Origin of the sequence: Aurantiacibacter aquimixticola (assembly GCF_003605475.1) — a bacterium.
Taxonomy (GTDB): domain Bacteria; phylum Pseudomonadota; class Alphaproteobacteria; order Sphingomonadales; family Sphingomonadaceae; genus Alteraurantiacibacter; species Alteraurantiacibacter aquimixticola_B.
This window is the reverse complement of record NZ_RAHX01000001.1, coordinates 2186670-2207092: the sequence shown is the minus strand read 5'-3', so window position 1 is coordinate 2207092 and position 20423 is coordinate 2186670. Positions and strand designations below refer to the sequence as shown.

General features: G+C 63.6%; 20 protein-coding genes. 7 read left to right on the top strand and 13 right to left on the bottom strand.

The window, feature by feature from the left end:
• Window positions 1-27: 27 nt before the first annotated feature.
• Window positions 28-765: an energy transducer TonB gene (locus D6201_RS11115; RefSeq protein ID WP_120048841.1), complete on the bottom strand. Its 738-nt coding sequence runs from the start codon at window positions 763-765 to the stop codon at window positions 28-30.
• 165 nt (window positions 766-930) lie between these two features.
• On the opposite strand from D6201_RS11115, the gene D6201_RS11110 reads away from it, so the two are divergent.
• On the top strand, window positions 931-1152 hold the full coding sequence (locus D6201_RS11110) for a DUF2171 domain-containing protein (protein WP_120048840.1): 222 nt from the start codon (window positions 931-933) through the stop codon (window positions 1150-1152).
• Here D6201_RS11110 and D6201_RS11105 read toward each other — a convergent pair.
• Entirely contained in the window at window positions 1149-1922 is a 774-nt protein-coding gene (locus tag D6201_RS11105; RefSeq protein WP_120049371.1) for a Crp/Fnr family transcriptional regulator, read from the bottom strand. The two genes, D6201_RS11110 and D6201_RS11105, sit on opposite strands and share 4 nt — an antisense overlap.
• A 109-nt stretch (window positions 1923-2031) precedes the next feature.
• Between D6201_RS11105 and D6201_RS11100 the strand changes: the two genes are divergently transcribed.
• The 5 genes from D6201_RS11100 to D6201_RS11080 are packed head-to-tail and all read left to right on the top strand — an operon-like array spanning window position 2032 to window position 8384.
• Complete coding sequence (locus D6201_RS11100; RefSeq protein ID WP_120048839.1) at window positions 2032-5517, top strand: hydantoinase B/oxoprolinase family protein; 3486 nt, start codon at window positions 2032-2034, stop codon at window positions 5515-5517.
• Window positions 5514-6491 (top strand): DUF2891 domain-containing protein, encoded by a 978-nt coding sequence (locus D6201_RS11095; RefSeq protein WP_120048838.1) that lies wholly within the window; start codon window positions 5514-5516, stop codon window positions 6489-6491. The genes D6201_RS11100 and D6201_RS11095 overlap by 4 nt, the downstream gene beginning before the upstream one ends.
• Window positions 6488-7420, top strand: a complete 933-nt coding sequence (locus tag D6201_RS11090; protein ID WP_120048837.1) for an MBL fold metallo-hydrolase — start codon at window positions 6488-6490, stop codon at window positions 7418-7420. The genes D6201_RS11095 and D6201_RS11090 overlap by 4 nt, the downstream gene beginning before the upstream one ends.
• Entirely contained in the window at window positions 7417-7866 is a 450-nt protein-coding gene (locus tag D6201_RS11085) for a YeeE/YedE family protein (protein ID WP_120048836.1), read from the top strand. Before D6201_RS11090 ends, D6201_RS11085 begins: the two co-directional genes overlap by 4 nt.
• Entirely contained in the window at window positions 7863-8384 is a 522-nt protein-coding gene (locus D6201_RS11080) for a DUF6691 family protein (protein ID WP_242447523.1), read from the top strand. The genes D6201_RS11085 and D6201_RS11080 overlap by 4 nt, the downstream gene beginning before the upstream one ends.
• Here D6201_RS11080 and D6201_RS11075 read toward each other — a convergent pair.
• The 11 genes from D6201_RS11075 to D6201_RS11025 form a co-directional block, all read right to left on the bottom strand.
• Window positions 8275-8784: a hypothetical protein gene (locus D6201_RS11075; protein WP_133304006.1), complete on the bottom strand. Its 510-nt coding sequence runs from the start codon at window positions 8782-8784 to the stop codon at window positions 8275-8277. The two genes, D6201_RS11080 and D6201_RS11075, sit on opposite strands and share 110 nt — an antisense overlap.
• Entirely contained in the window at window positions 8781-9668 is an 888-nt protein-coding gene (locus D6201_RS11070) for a polysaccharide deacetylase family protein (protein WP_242447589.1), read from the bottom strand. The genes D6201_RS11075 and D6201_RS11070 overlap by 4 nt, the downstream gene beginning before the upstream one ends.
• Window positions 9669-9739: 71 nt before the next feature.
• A complete protein-coding gene (locus D6201_RS11065) occupies window positions 9740-11239 on the bottom strand; it encodes a CoA-acylating methylmalonate-semialdehyde dehydrogenase (protein WP_120048833.1) in 1500 nt (499 codons plus the stop codon).
• Between the two features lie 102 nt (window positions 11240-11341).
• A complete protein-coding gene (locus tag D6201_RS11060) occupies window positions 11342-12121 on the bottom strand; it encodes an enoyl-CoA hydratase-related protein (protein ID WP_120048832.1) in 780 nt (259 codons plus the stop codon).
• A 10-nt stretch (window positions 12122-12131) separates the two neighbouring features.
• Window positions 12132-14165, bottom strand: a complete 2034-nt coding sequence (locus D6201_RS11055; RefSeq protein WP_120048831.1) for an acetyl-CoA carboxylase biotin carboxylase subunit — start codon at window positions 14163-14165, stop codon at window positions 12132-12134.
• Complete coding sequence (locus tag D6201_RS11050; protein WP_120048830.1) at window positions 14165-14440, bottom strand: YobH family protein; 276 nt, start codon at window positions 14438-14440, stop codon at window positions 14165-14167. Before D6201_RS11050 ends, D6201_RS11055 begins: the two co-directional genes overlap by 1 nt.
• Window positions 14437-14661, bottom strand: a complete 225-nt coding sequence (locus D6201_RS11045; protein ID WP_120048829.1) for a hypothetical protein — start codon at window positions 14659-14661, stop codon at window positions 14437-14439. Before D6201_RS11045 ends, D6201_RS11050 begins: the two co-directional genes overlap by 4 nt.
• Window positions 14658-16898, bottom strand: a complete 2241-nt coding sequence (scpA, locus tag D6201_RS11040) for a methylmalonyl-CoA mutase (protein ID WP_120048828.1) — start codon at window positions 16896-16898, stop codon at window positions 14658-14660. Before scpA ends, D6201_RS11045 begins: the two co-directional genes overlap by 4 nt.
• Window positions 16899-16920: 22 nt before the next feature.
• On the bottom strand, window positions 16921-17370 hold the full coding sequence (gene mce, locus D6201_RS11035) for a methylmalonyl-CoA epimerase (protein ID WP_120048827.1): 450 nt from the start codon (window positions 17368-17370) through the stop codon (window positions 16921-16923).
• Entirely contained in the window at window positions 17367-17696 is a 330-nt protein-coding gene (locus D6201_RS11030) for a hypothetical protein (RefSeq protein WP_133304005.1), read from the bottom strand. Before D6201_RS11030 ends, mce begins: the two co-directional genes overlap by 4 nt.
• On the bottom strand, window positions 17693-19225 hold the full coding sequence (locus tag D6201_RS11025) for an acyl-CoA carboxylase subunit beta (protein ID WP_120048825.1): 1533 nt from the start codon (window positions 19223-19225) through the stop codon (window positions 17693-17695). The genes D6201_RS11030 and D6201_RS11025 overlap by 4 nt, the downstream gene beginning before the upstream one ends.
• Window positions 19226-19622: 397 nt before the next feature.
• Here D6201_RS11025 and D6201_RS11020 point away from each other — a divergent pair, with 397 nt between their 5' ends.
• Entirely contained in the window at window positions 19623-20273 is a 651-nt protein-coding gene (locus D6201_RS11020; RefSeq protein WP_120048824.1) for a helix-turn-helix transcriptional regulator, read from the top strand.
• Window positions 20274-20423: the final 150 nt, after the last annotated feature.

Sequence of the window (20423 nt, the reverse complement as noted above, 5' to 3'; positions counted from 1 at the left end):
ATTGCCTCGGCAAGTGCAAGCCTTGCCTCAGCTGCGCGCTCGAAAATCGACACGGTAGCCATAGCGCGCCTCGACCGGCGTTCCGTCGGCCGTGGTGGCCGGGTTGAAGCGAATTTTCTCGATGACGAGTGGGCAGACCCGCGCTGTCGTGGTCGCGTCGACCTGGGTGTTGGCAACGGTGCAATTGCGGGCCCGCCCATCGGTGGTGACGATAAACTGCACTGTCACGGATCGGCCCAGCCGGGCTTGCCGCCCGCCTTCCGGTATCGGGAAATCGCGCGCCTCGTTCAGCTCTCCCGAACGCACGGACGGCCTGACGGCCACTGCGCCGCCCGTGCCCGATCCCCCGCGCCCACTGCCCGTGCCGCTGCCTTCGCCGCCCGCACCGGTGCCATCGCCGCGATCGCGCGCGCCGGAACGATTCGCCGTACCGGTCGAGGAAGCACGCGGTGCTGGGCTGGGTCGCGGCAATTCGATCTCCGGCTCCGGCGCAACCACTTCGCGCGGGGTTGCCTCCTGCCCGACATTGCCCGCCGCGCCTTCGTCCGGGGCAGGCGGAGATATGCTCGGCTCCACCTCGGGTTCGACGATCTCGCGCACATCCACGGAAACGAATGTTGTCGCGCCTTCGATGATGTCGGCGGTGAATTGCGGCGCGAGCAAGCGCGCCAGTCCGGCGAGCGCTGCGACATGGAGGATGACGATCAGGACGACCAGCTTCCAGTCGAGCTTCTTTCTCGCTGTGCTGTACCCGCCTGTCGCCATGATGGCACGCCCTCCGAATTTGCCGTTTGTCCTATACGCGCGAGCCGAAGGTAGGTTCTAACGAACCCCGCGCGCAAGCCGTTTTCCCCGCGCGACGATCTGCGGAACCGTCTCTCGCGCGAAGGCGTTATCGAAACGCAACCTTATGTTTTTGAAAGAAAGTTCATGTTCGAAAAATCGCAAATTCGGGAGGACATGATCGTGGTGGATGCGGATGGCGAGCGTGTCGGCATCATCGACCTCGTCGAGGAAAAGCGCTTTCGCCTGAAGCGAGCCGAGTGCAAGGACCGCTTACCGCATTATCTGCCCATGGCGTCGGTTGCGCATGTTGAACGGGATATCGCAACGCTGGAAGACGATGTGCAGATACCGGTCGGCGTCCGCTAATCCATGCCGATCGAAAGCTCTCCCCGCAGTCCGAGCACACCTTCGCCGTAGAGATATGCCGGGTCGAAAACGCCGTATTTTTCGAGTTGCTTTCGATCCGGCACGGTAATCGTGCCGCGGCGGAAATCCGCAAGACCGCTGTCCCGCAATTCGGTCAGCGCACGATTCATGTGGATTGCCGTGGTCCCGCACATGTCGGCGAGATCCTGCTGGATAAGCGGCGTGGTGATCTTTCCCTCTTCGCCTAGACCGACGAAATCGAGCCGCTTCCAGATCTCGCAAAAGACATGCGCCACGCGTTGGGGCGCGCGCAATTGCTCCATCTTCATGATCCATTCGCGGTGAATAGCCGCATCAAGCAAGGTCGAGAACCACATCAGCCGCGCAAGGTGCGGATTGGTCTGCATGACGTCCTTGATGCGCTCATGCGTGGTAAAGCCGACCTTCACCCTGCCTAGCGTGACAATGTCGTGATCGAGCCGTTTGAGCGCAAAGGCGTGCAAATCGACGAAATCGCCGGGCACCTGCACACCGACGATATATCGCCTATCCTGCGTATTGACCGCGCGCAGCATGAAGCCGTCTATCAGCATCGTGGAGCGATCGCACAATTGGCCACGGCCGAGGATTTCCTCGGCCGTCTCGAACTCGGCGACTTCTTCGATCAGCGATTCGACAGTCGCCTTTTCCTCTTCCGACATCGCATCGCGCAGTCGGCCCATCAGGAAATGCCCGGTCAGCGGAAAACGGTCACGCTCGGACTTCATCATGTCCCTCATCTGTTTTTACAGCTTGTGCCAATGCGTTAGGCGATATTCCATGCGGTGCAAGCCCAAGCTCGCGCTTGGCGAGACCGACCCTTGCGCATAGGGACGTCGCATGACTGGCTCCTATCGCTTCGCGATCGATCGCGGCGGCACATTCACCGACGTCGTCGCGCAATTGCCCGATGGGCAGTTGACGACGGCAAAGCTGCTTTCGAACGATCCGCTGAATTACGAAGACGCTGCGAGCGAGGCGGTGAAACGCATCATCGATGCCCACGAAGCGCAATTTCCAGGCGCGCCGATTGCCGAACTCAGAATAGGTACGACGATCGCGACGAATGCCCTGCTGGAGCGGCGAGGCGCCGAGGTCGCTCTCGCCATCACGGCCGGACATCGCGACGCTCTTGCCATTGGCAATCAGGCGCGCCCCGACATCTTCGCGCTCGATATCCGCAAGCCCGAACGGCTCGAACGGCATGTGGTCGAAATCGGCGAGCGCGTCGCGGCAGATGGAGAGGTGCTGCGCGAGTTGGACGAGGATGCCGCCCGGCAAGAGCTTGCGACCTTGCGCGCAAAAGGTGTGGAAGCGATCGCCATAGTGCTGATGCATGGCTGGAAACATTCGACGCATGAGCGCCGACTGGCCGCGATCGCGCAAGAACTCGGCTTCACACAGGTGAGCGCCAGCCATGAGGTGTCCCCGCTCATCAAGCTGGTGCCACGAGGCGATACCAGCATCGCCGACGCCTATCTCTCGCCCGTCATCCGGAATTATGTCGAGCAGCTGGCGGGGCGATTGCCGGAGCATGGCACGCTGCGCTTCATGCAATCCAATGGCGGCCTTGCCGATGCCAACGCCTTTCGCGGCAAGGATGCGGTGCTTTCGGGCCCGGCGGGCGGTGTGGTGGGCATGGTCGAGACGGCGCGACGACTAGGATATTCGCGGCTGATCGGTTTCGACATGGGCGGGACCAGCACAGATGTCTGCCACTTCGCCGGCGAATATGAGCGGACGGGAGAAAGCGTGGTCGCCGGCATCCGCATCGCCGCGCCGATGATGCAAGTGCACACCGTTGCGGCGGGCGGAGGCTCGGTCTGCCGTTTCGACGGTCAGCGCCTGCGCGTCGGGCCGGAAAGTGCCGGTGCCGATCCGGGCCCCGCCTGCTATCGCAAGGGTGGCCCGCTGACGGTGACCGATTGCAATCTCGTGCTAGGTCGCATCGATCCGGCGCAATTTCCACGAGTGTTCGGTACGAATGGCACGGAGCCGCTGGATGTCAGCGCCGCTCGCGCGCGGCTGGAGGAGGTCCGCGACGACCTTTCGCCACCGATCGAGGCCGAGGCGCTGGCCGAGAATTTCCTCGCCCTGGCGGTGGACGAGATGGCCAATGCCATCCGCAAGATCAGTACGGCGCGCGGACATGACGTGACCACGCATGCTCTTGCCTGCTTTGGCGGGGCCGGTGGACAATTCGCCTGCCGCGTTGCGGATGAACTCGGCATCTCGACCGTGCTCATACACCCCCTTGCCGGGATGCTGAGCGCGTATGGCATCGGGCTCGCGCCGGTCGTGGCGCTGCGCGAGCGCGGTGTGGTTCAGCCTCTCGTCGAAGACTTTCAGCCGGTCCTGGAAGCGCTTGGGGACGATGTTCGCGCGGAACTCCTGGCGCAGGGAATACCGGCGGACCGGACGACGCAGATCGGTCGGCTGCGGTTGCGCTTTAAGGGAAGCGATACCGCTCTCGATATGCCGCTCTCGCAAAATGCCGAAAGCGAATTTCGCGAGGAGCATCGCCGTCGCTTCGGATGGTCCGATGCCGATGCCGAAGTGATCCTCGATGCCATAACCGTGGAGGGGCGCGGCGAGAGCGGCGGCCTTTCGGAATATGCCATCGACCCACTTGCCGAGCCGATCGAGGGCCCCGCGGTCATCCCGGCGTCGGGTTCGACCACCGTGCTGGAAAACGGTTGGCGGGCCGAGAGTGCCGCGGACGGATCGCTGATCCTGATCCGGGCCACGCCGGTGACACGCAAGCTGGCCAAAGAAACGCAAGTAGACCCCCTGCGCCTTTCGATCTTCAACAATCTTTTCATGGCCATAGCCGAAGAGATGGGCGTCGTGCTGGAAGCGACCGCCACCTCTGTGAACATCAAGGAACGGCTCGATTTCTCCTGCGCCCTATTCGATGCGCAAGGCGCGCTCATCGCCAATGCGCCGCATATTCCGGTGCACCTCGGCAGCATGTCGGCGAGCATCGGGCGGGTGATGGAGAGCCGTTCCGGCACCGAGCGCGGCATCCGGCGCGGCGATGCCTATTGCCTCAACGATCCCTATCACGGCGGGACGCATCTGCCGGATATTACGGTGATCGTGCCGGTGTTCTGGAGCGATAACAGCACCGCGCCGGACGCCTTCGTCGCAGCGCGCGGGCACCATGCAGACATCGGCGGCACTGCGCCCGGTTCCATGCCTCCCGGCAGCAAGACGATCGATGACGAGGGCATCCGGCTCGACGATGTGCTGCTGGTCGATGAGGGGCATTTCAGGGACAGCGAGGTGCGCGGGAGGCTCGGCGGGGGTCCGCACCCGGCCAGAAACGTCGATCGCAACATCGCCGATCTGAAAGCGCAGCTTGCGGCATGCGCGCGCGGAGCCGATCTGCTCGCCGCAGCGGCAGGCGAGCATTCTGGCGAGATGCTTTCCGCTTACATGGGCCATGTGCTCGACAATGGCGAAGCGGCGGTGCGCGATCTGCTGGCGCGCCTTCCGGAAGGCAGCTTTTCCTATGCGATGGACAACGGTGCCAAGGTCTGCGTTGCCATTTCGATCGACCGCAAGTCGCGATCCACCGTGTTGGACTTCACCGGCACCAGCGAACAGCTGCCCGACAATTTCAACGCGCCCGCCAGCATCACCCGTGCCGCCACGCTCTACGCACTTCGCTGCTTGATAGAGGACGACGTGCCGCTCAACGATGGCTGCCTGCGCCCGGTAGAGCTGCGCATTCCGGCAGGCTCCATGCTCGCGCCCGAGCCGCCCGCCGCGGTGGTTGCGGGCAACGTCGAGACGAGCCAGGTGGTCACCGATGCGATCTTGGCCGCCTGCGGTGCGCTCGCGCCGTCGCAGGGGACGATGAACAACCTCACCTTTGGCAATGCCGAGCATCAATATTACGAAACCATCTGCGGTGGAGCTGGCGCGGGGCCGGGCTTCGACGGAGCGAGCGCGGTGCAGACTCACATGACCAATTCGCGCCTCACCGATCCCGAAGTGCTGGAGACGCGGCTGCCGGTCCGCGTGGAACGCTTCGCCATTCGCGAGGGATCGGGCGGCGCGGGAAAACATCGCGGCGGAGACGGCGTGACAAGGCGCATTGCCTTTCTCGAGGCGATGCAGGTCCAGATGCTCGCCAATCGCCGTACTGTCGCCCCGCGCGGAATCGCTGGAGGCGAGGACGCCGAGACGGGAGACACCTTCATCGAGCATGAGGACGGGTCGATCAGCACGTTGGGCGCGGGCGGCGCGGTGGACGTGTCGCCCGGAGACGTGGTGGTCATCCGCACGCCCGGTGGTGGTGGCTACGGGACGCCGGAATGAAACTGGACCGCACCACCGCTGCCCGCTTCGCCGCGATAGCGCTGAGCCATGTCACGCGCGAATATCCCAACAAGCTCGATCACGTAATGGACGGGCCCGGCGATGTCGCCAGTCCGCGCGCGCTTCATCCGGCCTTCTTCGGCAGTTTCGACTGGCATAGCTGCGTCCACAGTTGGTGGATGCTGCTGACGCTTCGCCGCATGTATCCCGACATGCCCGAAGCGATGGAGATCGACACTCTGGCACAGCACACTCTTACTGCAGAGGCATTGCAGGCGGAGCTTGCCTACGCCCAGCGCCCCGCGGCGCGCAGCTTCGAGCGGCCCTATGGCTGGGCGTGGCTGCTCTACCTCCATCTGGAGGCGAGGCGGCACGAGGATCGCGACTGGGCCGGACATATCTCTCCGCTCGCACAGCATTTCGCAGCCGGGTGGCGAGACTATCTGGCTACGCTGGCAGGGCCGATTCGTCACGGCGCGCACGCCAACACGGCCTTTGCGCTGACGCTCACCCTCGAATGGGCGCGCAAGCGCGATACCGATCTCGCGGAGCTGATCGAGAATCAGGCGCGGCGCTTCTACGGCAGTGATCGCGACATGCGCTTTGCAGGAACGGGCGGGGACGAGTTCCTGCCGCCGCTGCTCATCGAGGCCGTGCTGATGAAGCGCGTGCTTCCACCAGCAGATTTCGCCGACTGGTTCGCTGCGTTCCTTCCGAAGCTCGATCGCGGCGAGCCGGAGGCGCTTTTCGTCCCGGTCAGCGTTACCGATCCCAGCGACGGCAAGGCCGCGCATCTCGACGGGGTGAACCTCACCCGCGCCTGGTGCTGGCGCGCGCTCGACCTTGGCGGTGGCTATGCCGAGCGCCACCTTGTCGCCTCTTTGGGTGCAGTGGACGGCCACTATATGGGCTCCCACTGGCTCGCAAGTTTCGCGACGCTGGCCATGCTGAAACGCGAGGAGGCCGAGCGATGAACGAATTGGACGAGGCGCGCGATGCCGCGACTGCGCAAATCCTTTGCGCGCGTTCGGATACGTGCCTGAGGCCGAACATTGCGGGGTTTTTCGACGAAGCGACCAATACGGTCAGCTACGTCGTCAGCGATCCTGCCACCAGCGAGGCGGCCGTGATCGATTCCGTGCTCGATTACGAGGCGGCTTCCGGCAGGACATCGAACGGATCGGCCGACAGGATCGTCGAATACGTCGCCGCGAACGATCTCACCGTCACCTGGCATATCGAGACGCACGCGCATGCCGATCACATCTCCGCCGCACCTTACCTGCAGGAAAAACTGGGCGGGAAGCTGGCCATCGGGAAAGGCATCATCCGGGTGCAGGAGGTGTTCGGAAAGCTGTTCAACGCCGGCACCGATTTCGAACGTGACGGATCGCAATTCGATCATCTTTTCTGCGATGGCGAAGCGTTCTCGATAGGCGAACTTAAGGGCATCGCGCTGCACGTGCCCGGTCATACGCCTGCCGACATGGCCTTCATCATCGGCGACGCAGCTTTCGTTTGCGATACGCTGTTCATGCCCGATTTCGGCACGGCGCGGGCCGATTTCCCCGGCGGCGATGCGCGGCAACTGTTCCGCTCCATCCGCCGCATACTTGCCCTGCCAAGGGAAACGCGGCTGTTCCTCTGCCACGATTACAAGGCGCCGGGGCGGGATGAATATGCGTGGGAAACCACCGTCGCGCTTCAGCGAGAGCACAACGTGCATGTAAAGGACGGCGTGACGGAGGACGAATTCGTCGCGATGCGTACCGCGCGCGATGCCACGCTTGATATGCCCACGCTGATCCTGCCGAGCGTGCAGGTGAATATTCGCGGAGGGCGACTGCCCGAACCGGAGGATAACGGAGTGAGTTACATCAAGATACCGGTGAACGCGGTATGACGCTGCCGGGCTTTCCAGACGCCGCACCGCTGGCAGGGCTGGCGGGTGGCGCACTGATCGGCGTGGCGGCGGCAATCGTGCTTCTCGGCCTCGGTCGGATCGCGGGCGTTTCCGGCATAGCCGCAAAGGCCGCCGGACTTGGCGGCAGCGGCATCGGTCGCGGCGGCGCGCTGACCTTCATCCTCGGCCTTCCGCTAGGCGCGCTGATCGTCGCTCTCGACAGCGGCGGGTTGGAGCCGAGCTTTGCCGGTCCGATCCCGCTTGTGATTGCGGGCCTCGTCGTGGGGGTCGGCACGCGGCTCGGCAGCGGATGCACAAGCGGGCACGGCGTTTGCGGGATGAGCCGCCTGTCGGCTCGCTCCATCGTCGCAACGCTCGTCTTCATGGCGACAGGCATAGCCACGGTCGCGCTTATGAAGGCGGCGGGCTGGACGGTGCTGTCATGATGCGCGGGTTCACCGCGCTGATCGCCGGAACCGTTTTCGGCGCGGGACTGACCGTGGGCGGCATGACCGATCCGGCGCGCGTGCGCGGTTTTCTCGACCTGTTCGGCGACTGGGATCCGACGCTCGCTTTCGTGATGGGCGGCGCGCTTATCGTGATGGCGATCGCCTGGCGCTTCGTGCCGGGCATGGCGCGGCCCCTGTTCGAAGCCGGCTTTCACCTGCCGGCGAGGAGCGACCTTACGCCGAAACTCATCGGCGGCGCGGCGCTGTTCGGTATCGGCTGGGGCATTGCCGGCCTGTGCCCCGGGCCCGGCTTTGCCGCTCTTGCGATCGAACCGGCAAGCGCGGCGGTCTTCGTGATCGCCATGCTGGCCGGCATGGCGCTGGTGCGATGTTCGAGCGGGAGGCCTAGCGCGCGGCGCGGTCCTGCGGGCAACGCTTGCGCGGCATCGGATCCCAACGCTGCTCGCCATCGGCATCGGTCGGGATCAGGCGCTCGCCGTCATCTTCCAGCGTGAAGCGCGTGCTCTCGCTCCAGCGTTCGCCCTCGCCCTCCATGTTGAGATCGACGACGATGGTATCCCGGCTTTCCACCGCGACTTGCTGCACTTCGCCCATGCTTTCGTAGAAGGTGATCATCTGCGGTTCGATTTCCATGCGGAGATCGGACATGGCGTCGCAGTTGCCGTCCGCGTAGTCCCATACGCCTGTAAAGGGCGCGGGGATGCCGGGGACCAGCCGCACGGCGGCACGGGTCGGTCCTTCATCGGTCTCGTCGGCGAGCGAAGTCTCGCCTTGACTCAGCACCTCGTCATCATCGGCGGAGGTCGGGGCGACCTCGCTATCGACCGGCGCTTCGGCATCCTGCGAACAGGCTGCCAATGGCAGGATGACCATAGCGATGAAAGCATTTCTCACTCCGCTGCTCCTTCTTCGATGCCGAGCACCCGACGATCATATTCTGCGCGCGCGACTGCAATGTCGTTACGCGGATACCAGCGCGGTGCGGGCAAGCCGCGTTCCCATGCCACCATTTCGATTAGAGTGCCTTGCGCGCTCGGCGTATCGTAAGTGGCCGCGAAGGCACCGAGCGCGTCATCATAGGCCTCATCGGCCGGGATGATCGTCCATCCATCCGCTTGGAGAGCTTCGACCAGGTCGCCGAGGAACATCACCGTTACATCCGCCTCGTGCAGCAACATGACATGTGCGGGGGAGCGTCCGATGGCGTCGATTGCCAGCCGATCGAAGAAATCGGCGGCCTCGACATGGCTTTCCACAAACAGGTCGCAAAGCGCATCCATGTCGATCGTGTACCTCGCCCGCTGTGCGGCGAGTGAATTTGCCTCGTAAAACCAGTCGCTCGCATCCACCGTGACGTATCCATTGCGAAGGCCGCGCTCGGCCAGTCCGTCCCGAACGCCATCGCGTTTGGCAGCATCACCGCCGCCTTCATTAAGGAAAGGGTAGCGGAACCATGGACGGTGATTGTCGAGCTGCACGAGCCATTCTTCCGCCGCGTCTATTTCGGCTAGAAATTGCGGCACGGTGAGATCGCGCAGCGAGGGATGCGTGCTGGTATGGTTCGCCATCACATGGCCGTCGGCCATATAGGCCATAATGTCGGCCGCGCGTTCCGGATTTTCGGCCAGCTTTCCCGGATTGATAAAGAAAGCCGCTTGCTCGACACCAGCGTCGCGAAGCCCCTGGCGGAGCATATCCGCGCGGTCCTTGACAGGAAGAAAGGCGCCTGCGCCGCGCGGCACATCATCGAATGTCAGAGCAATGCGTCGCTCTTGCATTTCCGGTTGCACCGCCGCGCAGGCCGCAAGTAGCCATACGAGAACTACAGCTGCAAGACCGCGCGTCATGATCACCCCATGGTCGGAATGACGAAGGCGTTGGAGCCGTCGCCGCCGCCGTCGGGCCAGCGCTGCGTTACCTTCTTGGCCTTGGTCCAGAAGCGCAGGCCTTCCATGCCGTATTGGTCCGCATCGCCGAAGCCGGAGCGTTTCCAGCCGCCGAAGCTGTGATAGCTGACCGGAACCGGGATCGGCACGTTGATACCGACCATGCCGACCTGCACCCGGTGCGCGAATTCGCGTGCGGCGTGTCCGTTGCGGGTGAAGATAGCAACGCCATTGCCGTATTGATGCTCACTCGGCAGGCGCAGCGCTTCCTCGAAATCCCTGGCGCGCACGATCTGCAGCACGGGGCCGAAAATCTCTTCCTTGTAGCTTTCCATGTCGGGCGTGACATGGTCGATCAGCGTGGGGCCGACGAAGAAGCCGTCCTCGTGGCCCTGCAGGCTGAAGCCGCGGCCATCGATCACGATCTCGCCGCCTTCCTTCTCCGCCGTGGTCACCCAGTCCTCGATGCGCTGGCGATGCTCGGGTGTGACGACGGGGCCGTAATGGGCATCGGGATCGCTGGAGACGCCGACCCGCAGCGCGTTGATCGCCGGGATCAGCTTCTCCTTCAGCCGCTCCGCCGTGTTCTCGCCGACAGGCACCACCACCGGCAGCGCCATGCAGCGTTCCCCGGCGGAGCCGAATGCCGCGCCGGACAGGTCGTTCACCACCTGGTCGAGATCGGCGTCTGGCATGACGATGCCGTGGTTCTTCGCCCCGCCCATCGCCTGCACCCGCTTTCCGGCCGCGACGCCGCGATTGTAGACGTAGTGCGCGATGTCGGAGGAGCCGACGAAGCTGACCGCGGCGATATCGGGGTGGTCGAGGATCGCGTCGACCATTTCCTTGTCGCCATGCACGACTTGCAGCAACCCTTCGGGCGCCCCGGCCTCCAGGAACAGTTCGGCGAGGCGAACAGGCACGCTGGGATCGCGCTCGGACGGTTTGAGGATGAAGGCGTTGCCCGCCGCGATCGCCATGCCGAACATCCACATCGGAATCATGGCGGGGAAATTGAACGGCGTGATGCCCGCTCCGATGCCAAGCGGCTGGCGCATGGAATAGACATCGATGCCCGGACCCGCGCCGTTCGTGTACTCGCCTTTCAGCGCCTGCGGGATACCGCATGCATATTCGATGACTTCGAGCCCGCGCTGCACGTCGCCCTTGGCATCGTCGATCACCTTGCCGTGCTCGCTGGACAGCAACTCGGCGAGCTCCTGCATGTTCTCTTCCAGCAGCTGCTTAAAGGCGAACATCACCCGTGCGCGCTTTTGCGGATTGGTGGCGGCCCAACCGGGCTGCACTTCCCTCGCCTTAGCAATCGCCTTGTCGAGCAGCGCGGCATCGCCCAGCGCGACTTCGGCCTGCACTTCACCGGTGGAGGGGTTCCACACCTTGTGCGTGCGTGCTGCGCCTGCGGAGCCGGTGCCCCCGGCAATGACGTGGTCGATCTGTCGCATGGTCCAATCCCGTTGCAAATGTAACTTGTTGCCGGGCGCTCTACGCCCTCATCTGCAACAAGTCCAACGGGCGGGGCGCGGTTCCGCCGAGGCGTATGCGGGTTATCGACCCTTCCAGTTCGCCTCGCGTTTTTCGACGAACGCTTTCATGCCCTCGGCCTTGTCCTCCGTCGCGGTGAGGATCTGGAACAGGCGGCGTTCGTGTAGCATCCCCTGGCTCAGCGTCGTCTCGAAGGCGGCGTCGACCAGTTCCTTGTTCACCATCGCGGCCATGGGCGGCATTCCGGCGATGGCTTCGGCGGCCTTCATCGCCTCGTCCATCAGCTCTTCATGCGGCACCACGCGGGAGACCAGACCGGCCCGCTCGGCTTCCGCGGCGTCCATCATTCGACCCGTCAGGCACAGATCCATCGCCTTCGCCTTGCCGACAGCGCGGGTGAGGCGCTGGCTGCCGCCCATGCCGGGGGCAACGCCCAGCTTGATCTCGGGCTGGCCGAAGCGCGCATTCTCGGATGCGATGATGAAGTCCGCCATCATGGCGAGCTCGCACCCGCCGCCCAGCGCAAAGCCGTTCACCGCCGCAATCCAAGGCTTGCGCGTCTTCGCGGTCATTGCGTTCCAGCCGGCGAAGAAATCCTCGAGGTAGAAATCGGCGGCCGGCTTGTCCGCCATTTCCTTAATATCGGCGCCCGCGGCAAAGGCCTTGTCGCCCGACCCGGTGATGACGGCGCAGCGCTGGCTGTCATCGGCATCGAAAGCGGCGAGCGCCTCGGTGAGCTCGCCCAGCACCGCGGTGTTGAGCGCGTTCAGCGCCTGCGGGCGGTTCAGCGTCACCACGGTGACGGCGCCCTTGGTGTCGACGGTGATGTTTTCGTAAGCCATTCATGCGTTCCTATTCGAGTTCGAGGATCACGGCGTCGACGACCAGCGTCTCGCCTTCCTCGGCATTAATGGTCGCCACCGTGCCCGCCTTTTCGGCGCGCAGGATATTCTCCATCTTCATCGCTTCCACCGTCGCGAGCGGCTGTCCGCTCTCGACCGCATCGCCTTCGCCGACATGCAGCGTCACCAGCAGGCCGGGCATCGGGCAGAGCAGCATCTTGGACGTGTCCGGCGGCTCCTTCTCGATCATGTGACCCGCCAGCGCGGCGTGGCGCTGTTGCAGGACGCGGATATCGTGCTGGCGGCCATGCGTGGTCATGCGATAGCCAAGCCGGGTGGCCGCGATGCGGATGCCGTAGCTGGCGACGGCCTCGGCATCCTCGTCCGCGCTGTTGAACAAGGCGACGTCCACCATGCGGTCCCCCGGCGTGTAGTGGAATTCGAGCACGACCTGCTCGCCATCGACCAGCAATCCGTCTTCGCCCAGCGTCACTTCGTGATCGGCGTCACCGATGCGCACAGACCAGTCACCGGGCGGCAATTGCGGCCCGTCGAGCTGGCCGGAAATTCGCCGCGCGCGGTCGGCATCGGCGGTGGCGATCACGCCCGCGACGGCGGCAAGCACCTGCTCGGTGCGCTCGGACGTGGCCGCGCCTTCGAACCCGTCGGGATATTCCTCCGCGATAAAACCGGTGGTGAGTTCGCCGCTACGGAACCGCGGATGCTGCATCAGCGCAGAGAGGAAATCGACATTGTGACCAAGGCCATCGAGTTCGATCCGGTCGAGCGCCTCGACCTGCAGATCCGCCGCCTCGTTCCGCGTCTCGCCCCAGGTCACCAGCTTGGCGATCATCGGGTCGTAGAAGATCGAGACCTCGCCGCCTTCCTGCACGCCGCTGTCGAAACGCACGCCGTCGACCCCGCGCAGATCGCCGGACCACGGCTCCACCGGCGTGCGATAGCGCACCAGTCGGCCGGTGCTCGGAAGGAAACCGCGATACGGATCCTCGGCATAGACGCGCGTTTCAATGGACCATCCGTCAATGCCGATATCGTCCTGCGCCATGGGCAGCTTCTCGCCCGCCGCGACGCGGATCATCTGCTCGACGAGATCGATGCCGGTGATCGCCTCGGTCACGGGATGCTCAACCTGGAGGCGCGTGTTCATTTCGAGGAAGTAGAAGCTCTCCCCTGTCGGATCGGCGCCGCTGACGATCAGCTCGACCGTGCCCGCCGAGTGATACCCGACGGCCTTCGACAGCGCGACCGCCTGCTCGCCCATCTTGCGGCGCATTTCGGGCGTAACGAAAGGGCTGGGCGCTTCTTCCACCACCTTCTGGTGGCGGCGCTGGATGCTGCATTCGCGCTCATTCAGATAGAGCACATTGCCATGCTTGTCGCCCAGCACCTGTATTTCGATGTGGCGCGGGTCGAGGATGAATTTCTCGATGAAGACGCGGTCATCGCCGAAGCTGCTGAGACCTTCGCGCTTGGTCGCCTCGAACCCGTCCTTCACGTCCTGGTCGTTATAGGCGAGCCGCATGCCCTTGCCGCCGCCGCCCGCGCTGGCCTTCATCATCACCGGATAGCCGATTTCTTTGGAGACGCTCAGCGCCTCCTCAGTCGTGTCGATGGCGTCCTCTGAGCCGGGCACGGTGTTGACGCCCGCTTCCTTGGCAAGCTTCTTGGACTCGATCTTGTCGCCCATCGCCGCAATCGCGCTGGCGGGCGGGCCGATGAAGGCGATGTTCTCTTTTTCGAGCGCCTCGACGAAGCTGGCGCGCTCGGAAAGGAAGCCATAGCCCGGATGCACAGCCTCGGCCCCGGTCTGCTTGCACGCGGCAATGATCTTGTCGGCGAGCAGGTAGCTCTCGGCAGCAGGCGGCGGCCCAATGTGGACGGCCTCGTCCGCCATCTGCACAAACGGCGCGCGCGCATCGGCATCCGAATAAACCGCCACGGTGGCGATGCCCATACGCTGCGCGGTCTTAATGACCCGGCACGCGATTTCACCACGATTGGCGATGAGGATTTTGGAGAACATTACGAACCTTCCGAACCGTTCAAAAACGGACATTGGTCGCGCCCGAAGATGTTGTTCGGAGCGTACCAGAAAACGGTGGTGACCATTGAGCGACCTGTCCAGTATTTGCAAACTAACGAGGCCTGCGCGTTCCCGCTCAAATCTCCGAAGCCTTCGACACTCACCGCCTCGCCGGGTTGTACAAGCGTCTCGGTCAGGAGAACGCGCTCGCCCGATATCAGCAAAATGAAGTTGGCGAGTATAAGGACGGCGATAGCCGCAATTACGAACCTCACTCGGCCCCCTCCCACAACCGCTTCATCGCCCACGCCCATACCAGCATCAGCGCAAGCGCGACGAGCCATAGAAGGTTCTCGTACCACAGCGGGTCCTGCGCACCGCCGCGCGCGATGATGCGCGCGTCCATCCGGTCGGACGCCGTCACGCCCGCGAGGCAGGAAGTCGGCAGCAGGACCAGGGTGAGAATGGCCGAGCGCAGGATGCGGCGGCGGTTCACTCCGCCCCCTCCAGCGCTGCGTCGGCGGGCGGCATGTTATGGCCGAGCAGGCGCAGCAGGTCCGCCGCCGCTTCGACGACATTGGTGCCCGGGCCGTAAATGCCCTGCACGCCGGCCTTCTTGAGGAAGTCGTAATCCTGCGGCGGAATCACGCCGCCCGCGACCACCTTGATATCGGCCCGGCCCGCATCGCGTAGGTGCTGGATGAGTTCGGGGATAAGCGTCTTATGCCCTGCCGCAAGCGAGCTGGCCCCGATGGCATCGACCTCCCGCTCCAGCGCCATCTTGGCGGTTTCCTCCGGCGTCTGGAATAGCGGGCCGGAGATCACATCGAACCCCATATCGGCAAAGGCGCTGGCGATCACGTTCGCGCCGCGATCATGGCCGTCCTGCCCCATCTTGGCGACCAGCACGCACGGCGTGTGGTCGAGCCTGCGCGCGACCGCTTCCACGCCAGCGACGACCTGCGCGTAGCGCGCGTCATCGGCATATGCCGCGGCATAAACGCCCTTCACCGGCGTCGGCACCGTGTCGTAGCGACCGAAGGCTTCCTCCATCGCTGCCGAGATCTCGCCCAGTGTCGCATCGTGGCGGGCGCATTCGACAGCGAGAGCAAGGAGATTGTTGCCCGATTCCGCCGGAAGGTTTTCCAGCTGCGAGGGCGGGAGCGCAACGCCGTTCTCGTCCTCCCCTTCGGCCAGGCGCGGATCCGACTTGCCGGAGCTGTAGGCGGCGCGGGTCAGCGCCTCCAGCGCCTCCGAACAGGCGGCCTCGTCGCGGCTGGCGCGCACGCGCTTGAGCCGCTCCACCTGGCTCGCGCGCACGGCGTGGTTGTCGATATCGAGCGTGTCGATCTCGTCTTCCTCGTCGCGGCGATACTTGTTCACGCCGACGATCACCGTCTCGCCCTTGTCGACGCTGGCCTGCTTTTCCGCTGCGGCTTCCTCGATCCGGGCCTTGGGCATGCCGCTGGCGACCGCCTCGGTCATGCCGCCTAGCGCATCCACCTCGGCGATCAGCTCGCGCGCCTTTTCGGTGATCTCGGCGGTCAGCGCCTCGATGTAATAGCTGCCGCCCAGCGGATCGGCGACATTGGTGATGCCGCTTTCCTCCTGCAGGATAAGCTGCGTGTTGCGCGCGATGCGGGCGGAGAAGTCGGTCGGCAGGGCAAGCGCCTCGTCCAGCGCATTTGTGTGGAGCGACTGCGTGCCGCCCAGCACCGCGGCCATCGCCTCGATCGTGGTGCGCACCACGTTGTTGTAGGGGTCCTGCTCCTGCAGCGAGACGCCCGATGTCTGGCAGTGGGTGCGCAGCATCTTCGATTTGGGGTTCTGCGCGCCCAGTTCGGTCATCACATCGTGCCACAGCGTGCGCGCGGCGCGCATCTTTGCGATCTCCATGAAGAAGTTCATGCCGATGCCCCAGAAGAAGCTGAGGCGCGGCGCGAAGGCATCGATATCGAGGCCCGTTTCCATCGCGCGTTTGGCGTATTCCTTGCCGTCGGCAATGGTGAAAGCGAGCTCCTGCACCGCCGTCGCGCCCGCCTCATGCATGTGATAGCCGCTGATCGAGATCGAGTTGAAGCGCGGCATGTTCGCGCTGGTATAGGCGATGATGTCCGACACGATCCGCATCGATGGCTCGGGCGGATAGATGTAGGTGTTGCGGACCATGAACTCCTTGAGGATGTCGTTCTGGATGGTGCCGCTAAGCTTCTCCTGCGGCACGCCCGCCCGCTCCGCCGCGACGATGTAGAACGCCATCACCGGGATCACAGCGCCGTTCATGGTCATGCTGACGCTCATGGTGTCGAGCGGGATCTGGTCGAACAGGATCTCCATGTCGCGCACGGTGTCGATGGCGACACCCGCCTTGCCGACATCGCCGACCACGCGCGGGTGATCGCTGTCATAACCGCGGTGGGTGGCGAGATCGAAAGCCACCGACAGGCCCTTCTGCCCGGCGGCAAGGTTGCGGCGGTAGAAGGCGTTAGATTCCTCGGCGGTGGAGAAGCCCGCATATTGGCGGATGGTCCACGGGCGGCCGGTATACATACTGGCATAGGGGCCGCGGGTGAAAGGCTCAAAACCGGGGGGCGACGGTTCGGCGGGCGTGTCCTGCGCCGTGTAGAGCGGCTGCACGGCGATGCCCTCGGGCGTGTGCCAGGTGAGGTCGCGGCCCTTTACTTCCTTTGCGGCCTTTTCCTGCCAGTCGGCTTTGGTGGGTTTGTCGGTCATTGTCGTGTTCCGCGAGGGTCGGTCAATTCGACCAGTGCGCGCCTTCCTTGGGCGTTTCCATGATTTCGGTCAGCTGGCCCATCATGTCCTTGGGGTGGAGGAAGAAGATCGGCGTGCCATGCGCGCCGATGCGGGTGGGGCCGAGAATGCGCTTGCCCTGCTCCTCGAACCATTCGCGCGCTTCTGCGATATCCTCGACCTCGAAACAGACATGGTGCTGCCCGCCGAGCGGGTTCTTGGCGAGGAAACCGGCAATGGGCGAGGCATCGGACAAAGGCTCGATCAGCTCGATCTGCGTGCCGTGGGTACCATTCTCGCCGGGCGTGTCGACGAAGCAGACCTTCACCCCCTGCGCCTCGAGATCGAACGGCTCGGTCACCTTCACCGCGCCCATCGTCTCGCGATAATGCCCGATGGAGTCCGCGATGGAGGGCGTGGCGACACCGATATGATTGAGACGGCCGAGTTTCATTCAAAGGCTCCCAGATCGCGCAAGAATATCCAACCCCACCAGCAGGTCACTGCCGCGATTGGAAGTGCGCACCCCAGCTCGCTAGCCCCGTGCCGCTTTACCGATCTGAACATATCCCAACTAGTCACCAATCCAGCTACAGTCAGCGCGCCCATAAACCACGTGCCGAAAGCGCCTTCAGGTATTGGTTCGCCGGTTAGGCCCAACAGAAACACAATCACGAACGGGCTAAATAGTAGGAAGAAAGCTATCCGCATGAACCACTTACCAAGGTGATCCTTAAGCGTCGCCTCCGGCTTCTTGTCAGGCACGTAGCGCATACTCACAACGGCAGATTGTCATGCTTCTTCCACGGGTTCTCAAGGCTCTTATTCGCCAGCTTCCGCAGCCCCAGCGCGATCCGCCGCCTGGTCGAGTGCGGGTAGATCACCTCGTCGATATAGCCGCGTGAGGCAGCCACGAAGGGGTTGGCGAAGCGGTCTTCGTATTCCTTCGTTTTCTCGGCGATCTTTTCGGGATCGTCGCGGTCCTTGCGGAAGATGATCTCAACTGCGCCTTTCGCGCCCATCACGGCGATTTCGGCGGTGGGCCAGGCGTAGTTCAGATCCCCGCGCAGGTGCTTCGACGCCATCACGTCATAGGCGCCGCCATAGGCCTTGCGGGTGATGACGGTGATCTTGGGCACGGTCGCCTCGGCATAGGCGAAGAGCAGCTTTGCGCCGTGCTTGATGATGCCGTTGTGCTCCTGCGCGGTGCCGGGGAGGAAGCCGGGGACGTCCACCAGCGTCACGATGGGAATGCTGAAAGCATCGCAGAAGCGCACGAAGCGCGCGGCCTTGCGGCTGGCATTGATGTCGAGCACGCCCGCCAGCACCATCGGCTGGTTGGCGACGAAACCCACAGGCCGCCCTTCGATCCTGCCGAAACCGGTGATGATGTTCGCGCCGTGCGCGGGCTGGATTTCGAAGAAGGTGCCCTCGTCCACCACCTTCGCGATCACTTCGTGCATATCGTAAGGCATATTGGCGTTGACGGGGATCAGCGTGTCGAGGCTGTCTTCCAACCGGTCCCACGGGTCGCTGGTCGGCAGTTCGGGCAATTCAGACTGGTTGGAAGCGGGTAGGAAGCCCATCAGCTCGCGCACGGCCAGCAGCGCCTCGATATCGTTCTCCAGCGCGAGATCAGCGACCGAGGTCTTTGTGGTGTGCACCACCGCGCCGCCCAGTTCCTCCTGCGTGACTTCCTCGTTGGTGACGGTCTTCACCACTTCGGGGCCGGTCACGAACATGTAGGAGCTGTCCTTCACCATGAAGATGAAGTCGGTCATGGCGGGCGAATACACCGCGCCGCCCGCGCACGGGCCCATTATGAGGGAGAGCTGCGGCACCACGCCCGATGCGAGCACATTGCGCTGGAACACCTCGGCATAGCCGCCAAGGCTCGCCACGCCCTCCTGGATGCGCGCGCCGCCTGAATCGTTGAGGCCGATGACAGGCGCGCCGACCTTCATCGCCATGTCCATCACCTTGCAGATCTTCTCCGCATGGCGCTTGCTCAGAGAGCCGCCGAACACGGTGAAATCCTGGCTGAAAACGTAGACCAGCCGACCATTGATCGTGCCGCTACCAGTGACGACGCCGTCGCCGGGAATCTTCTGATCCTCCATGCCGAAATCGGTGCAGTCATGCTCCACATAGCGGTCGAGTTCCTCGAAGCTGTCCTCGTCCAGCAGGACGTCGAGCCGCTCGCGCGCGGTCAGCTTGCCCTTGGCATGCTGCGCGTCGATCCGCTTCTGCCCGCCGCCCATCCGGGCGGCCTCGCGGCGGCGTTCCATCTCGGCAATATTGGCTGACATTGGCGCTCCTCTCTCGAACCAAGCCCGTTGCACGGGAAACCTGTCCAGTCAAATCAGTGACATGGCCATAGTAAATCCGCGAAGAGGGGCACAGCGCGTATAATCAAAATTGATGAATGCTAATAAAATTTGACGAAATCGCGCCGTCCAATGTATAGGTGCCTTCAGGTGGATAAGATGCGTTGAGAAGAAATTAGCGCATGCCCTTAATAGGACAGGCAAAAAGCGTATCCCCATCCGCCCGACATTGCCAGTGCGCCGCGAGTCGTAGAGGCGATCGCGGCAATGGCTTCCGAGGTCGCAATTGCGAGTTCGAGGACTTCGGTTCTCGGCATTGTATTTGTGAACAGGGCGGTCCCGACCGGGGCCTTCCAGGCTTCGAGGGAGCTAGCGAGCCATGAGCGAACATCTGGAAAGCCATCACCGGCCGGGCCGGGACGATATCACCGTCTTTGCCAGCCTGGCACAAGCCGATATCGAAACGAGCTCCATCAAGGACGCCTTCCAGGCGCTTCTTTGCGGGCTCGAACGGATCGACGGCCGCGCGCGCTTCATCGTGGACCGCGCAGGACGCTTGCAGGCCGAAAGCCCGCGAACGCGCGATGCGGTGCAGTGCGTGGATGCGATCAGCCTCAAGGACGACCGGCTGAGCGCCAATGGAAACGGCGCCAGCGAAAGCCTGGCGGCGTTGCTTGCGCTCGAACCGGAAGACACCTTCACCATCATGCGCCGAAGCAGCCGGATGGATGGCCATTGCATCTTTCGCGGCGTCGGCCTGTGCGAGCGCTCCGTTCTGGTCACCGTGCAATGCGCGCATCCACATTGCGAAACCGAACTCGCCGACCTGACAGAAGCATTCGGGCTGACGCCAAGCGAGGCGCATATCGTCGAACTGTTGATGAGCGGGCATTGTCCGGTCGAAATCGCCAGCAAGCTTGGTGTGTCGGTGAACACCGTGCGCGCGCATGTCCGTCACTGCTACGACAAGATGGACGTCTCCTCCCGCGAAGAACTCTGGAGAACAGTTTCGCCCTATAGACTTAGATAGATCTCTCCGCGCGCGTTTTTCTGTCGCATTTTTACATGACTCACATTGATTACTCACATGTGCCGATGCGACTCGAAACGAATCGCTCTAGTACCTCTCTTCAATAGCAATCAGAAATAAGCGGTCGTCCAGATAGGAGGTCACGGTTGG

Bases quoted from the DNA above. Each gene is read 5' to 3' on its own strand.
- D6201_RS11025 (WP_120048825.1), bottom strand. From the start codon at position 19,225: ATGTCAGCCAATATTGCCGAGATGGAACGCCGCCGCGAGGCCGCCCGG.
- D6201_RS11100 (WP_120048839.1), top strand. From the start codon at position 2,032: ATGACTGGCTCCTATCGCTTCGCGATCGATCGCGGCGGCACATTCACC.
- D6201_RS11055 (WP_120048831.1), bottom strand. From the start codon at position 14,165: ATGTTCTCCAAAATCCTCATCGCCAATCGTGGTGAAATCGCGTGCCGG.
- D6201_RS11115 (WP_120048841.1), bottom strand. From the start codon at position 765: ATGGCGACAGGCGGGTACAGCACAGCGAGAAAGAAGCTCGACTGGAAG.
- D6201_RS11090 (WP_120048837.1), top strand. From the start codon at position 6,488: ATGAACGAATTGGACGAGGCGCGCGATGCCGCGACTGCGCAAATCCTT.
- mce (WP_120048827.1), bottom strand. From the start codon at position 17,370: ATGAAACTCGGCCGTCTCAATCATATCGGTGTCGCCACGCCCTCCATC.
- D6201_RS11080 (WP_242447523.1), top strand. From the start codon at position 7,863: ATGATGCGCGGGTTCACCGCGCTGATCGCCGGAACCGTTTTCGGCGCG.
- D6201_RS11060 (WP_120048832.1), bottom strand. From the start codon at position 12,121: ATGGCTTACGAAAACATCACCGTCGACACCAAGGGCGCCGTCACCGTG.
- D6201_RS11070 (WP_242447589.1), bottom strand. From the start codon at position 9,668: ATGCAAGAGCGACGCATTGCTCTGACATTCGATGATGTGCCGCGCGGC.
- D6201_RS11020 (WP_120048824.1), top strand. From the start codon at position 19,623: ATGAGCGAACATCTGGAAAGCCATCACCGGCCGGGCCGGGACGATATC.
- D6201_RS11065 (WP_120048833.1), bottom strand. From the start codon at position 11,239: ATGCGACAGATCGACCACGTCATTGCCGGGGGCACCGGCTCCGCAGGC.
- scpA (WP_120048828.1), bottom strand. From the start codon at position 16,898: ATGACCGACAAACCCACCAAAGCCGACTGGCAGGAAAAGGCCGCAAAG.
- D6201_RS11110 (WP_120048840.1), top strand. From the start codon at position 931: ATGTTCGAAAAATCGCAAATTCGGGAGGACATGATCGTGGTGGATGCG.
- D6201_RS11085 (WP_120048836.1), top strand. From the start codon at position 7,417: ATGACGCTGCCGGGCTTTCCAGACGCCGCACCGCTGGCAGGGCTGGCG.
- D6201_RS11095 (WP_120048838.1), top strand. From the start codon at position 5,514: ATGAAACTGGACCGCACCACCGCTGCCCGCTTCGCCGCGATAGCGCTG.
- D6201_RS11105 (WP_120049371.1), bottom strand. From the start codon at position 1,922: ATGATGAAGTCCGAGCGTGACCGTTTTCCGCTGACCGGGCATTTCCTG.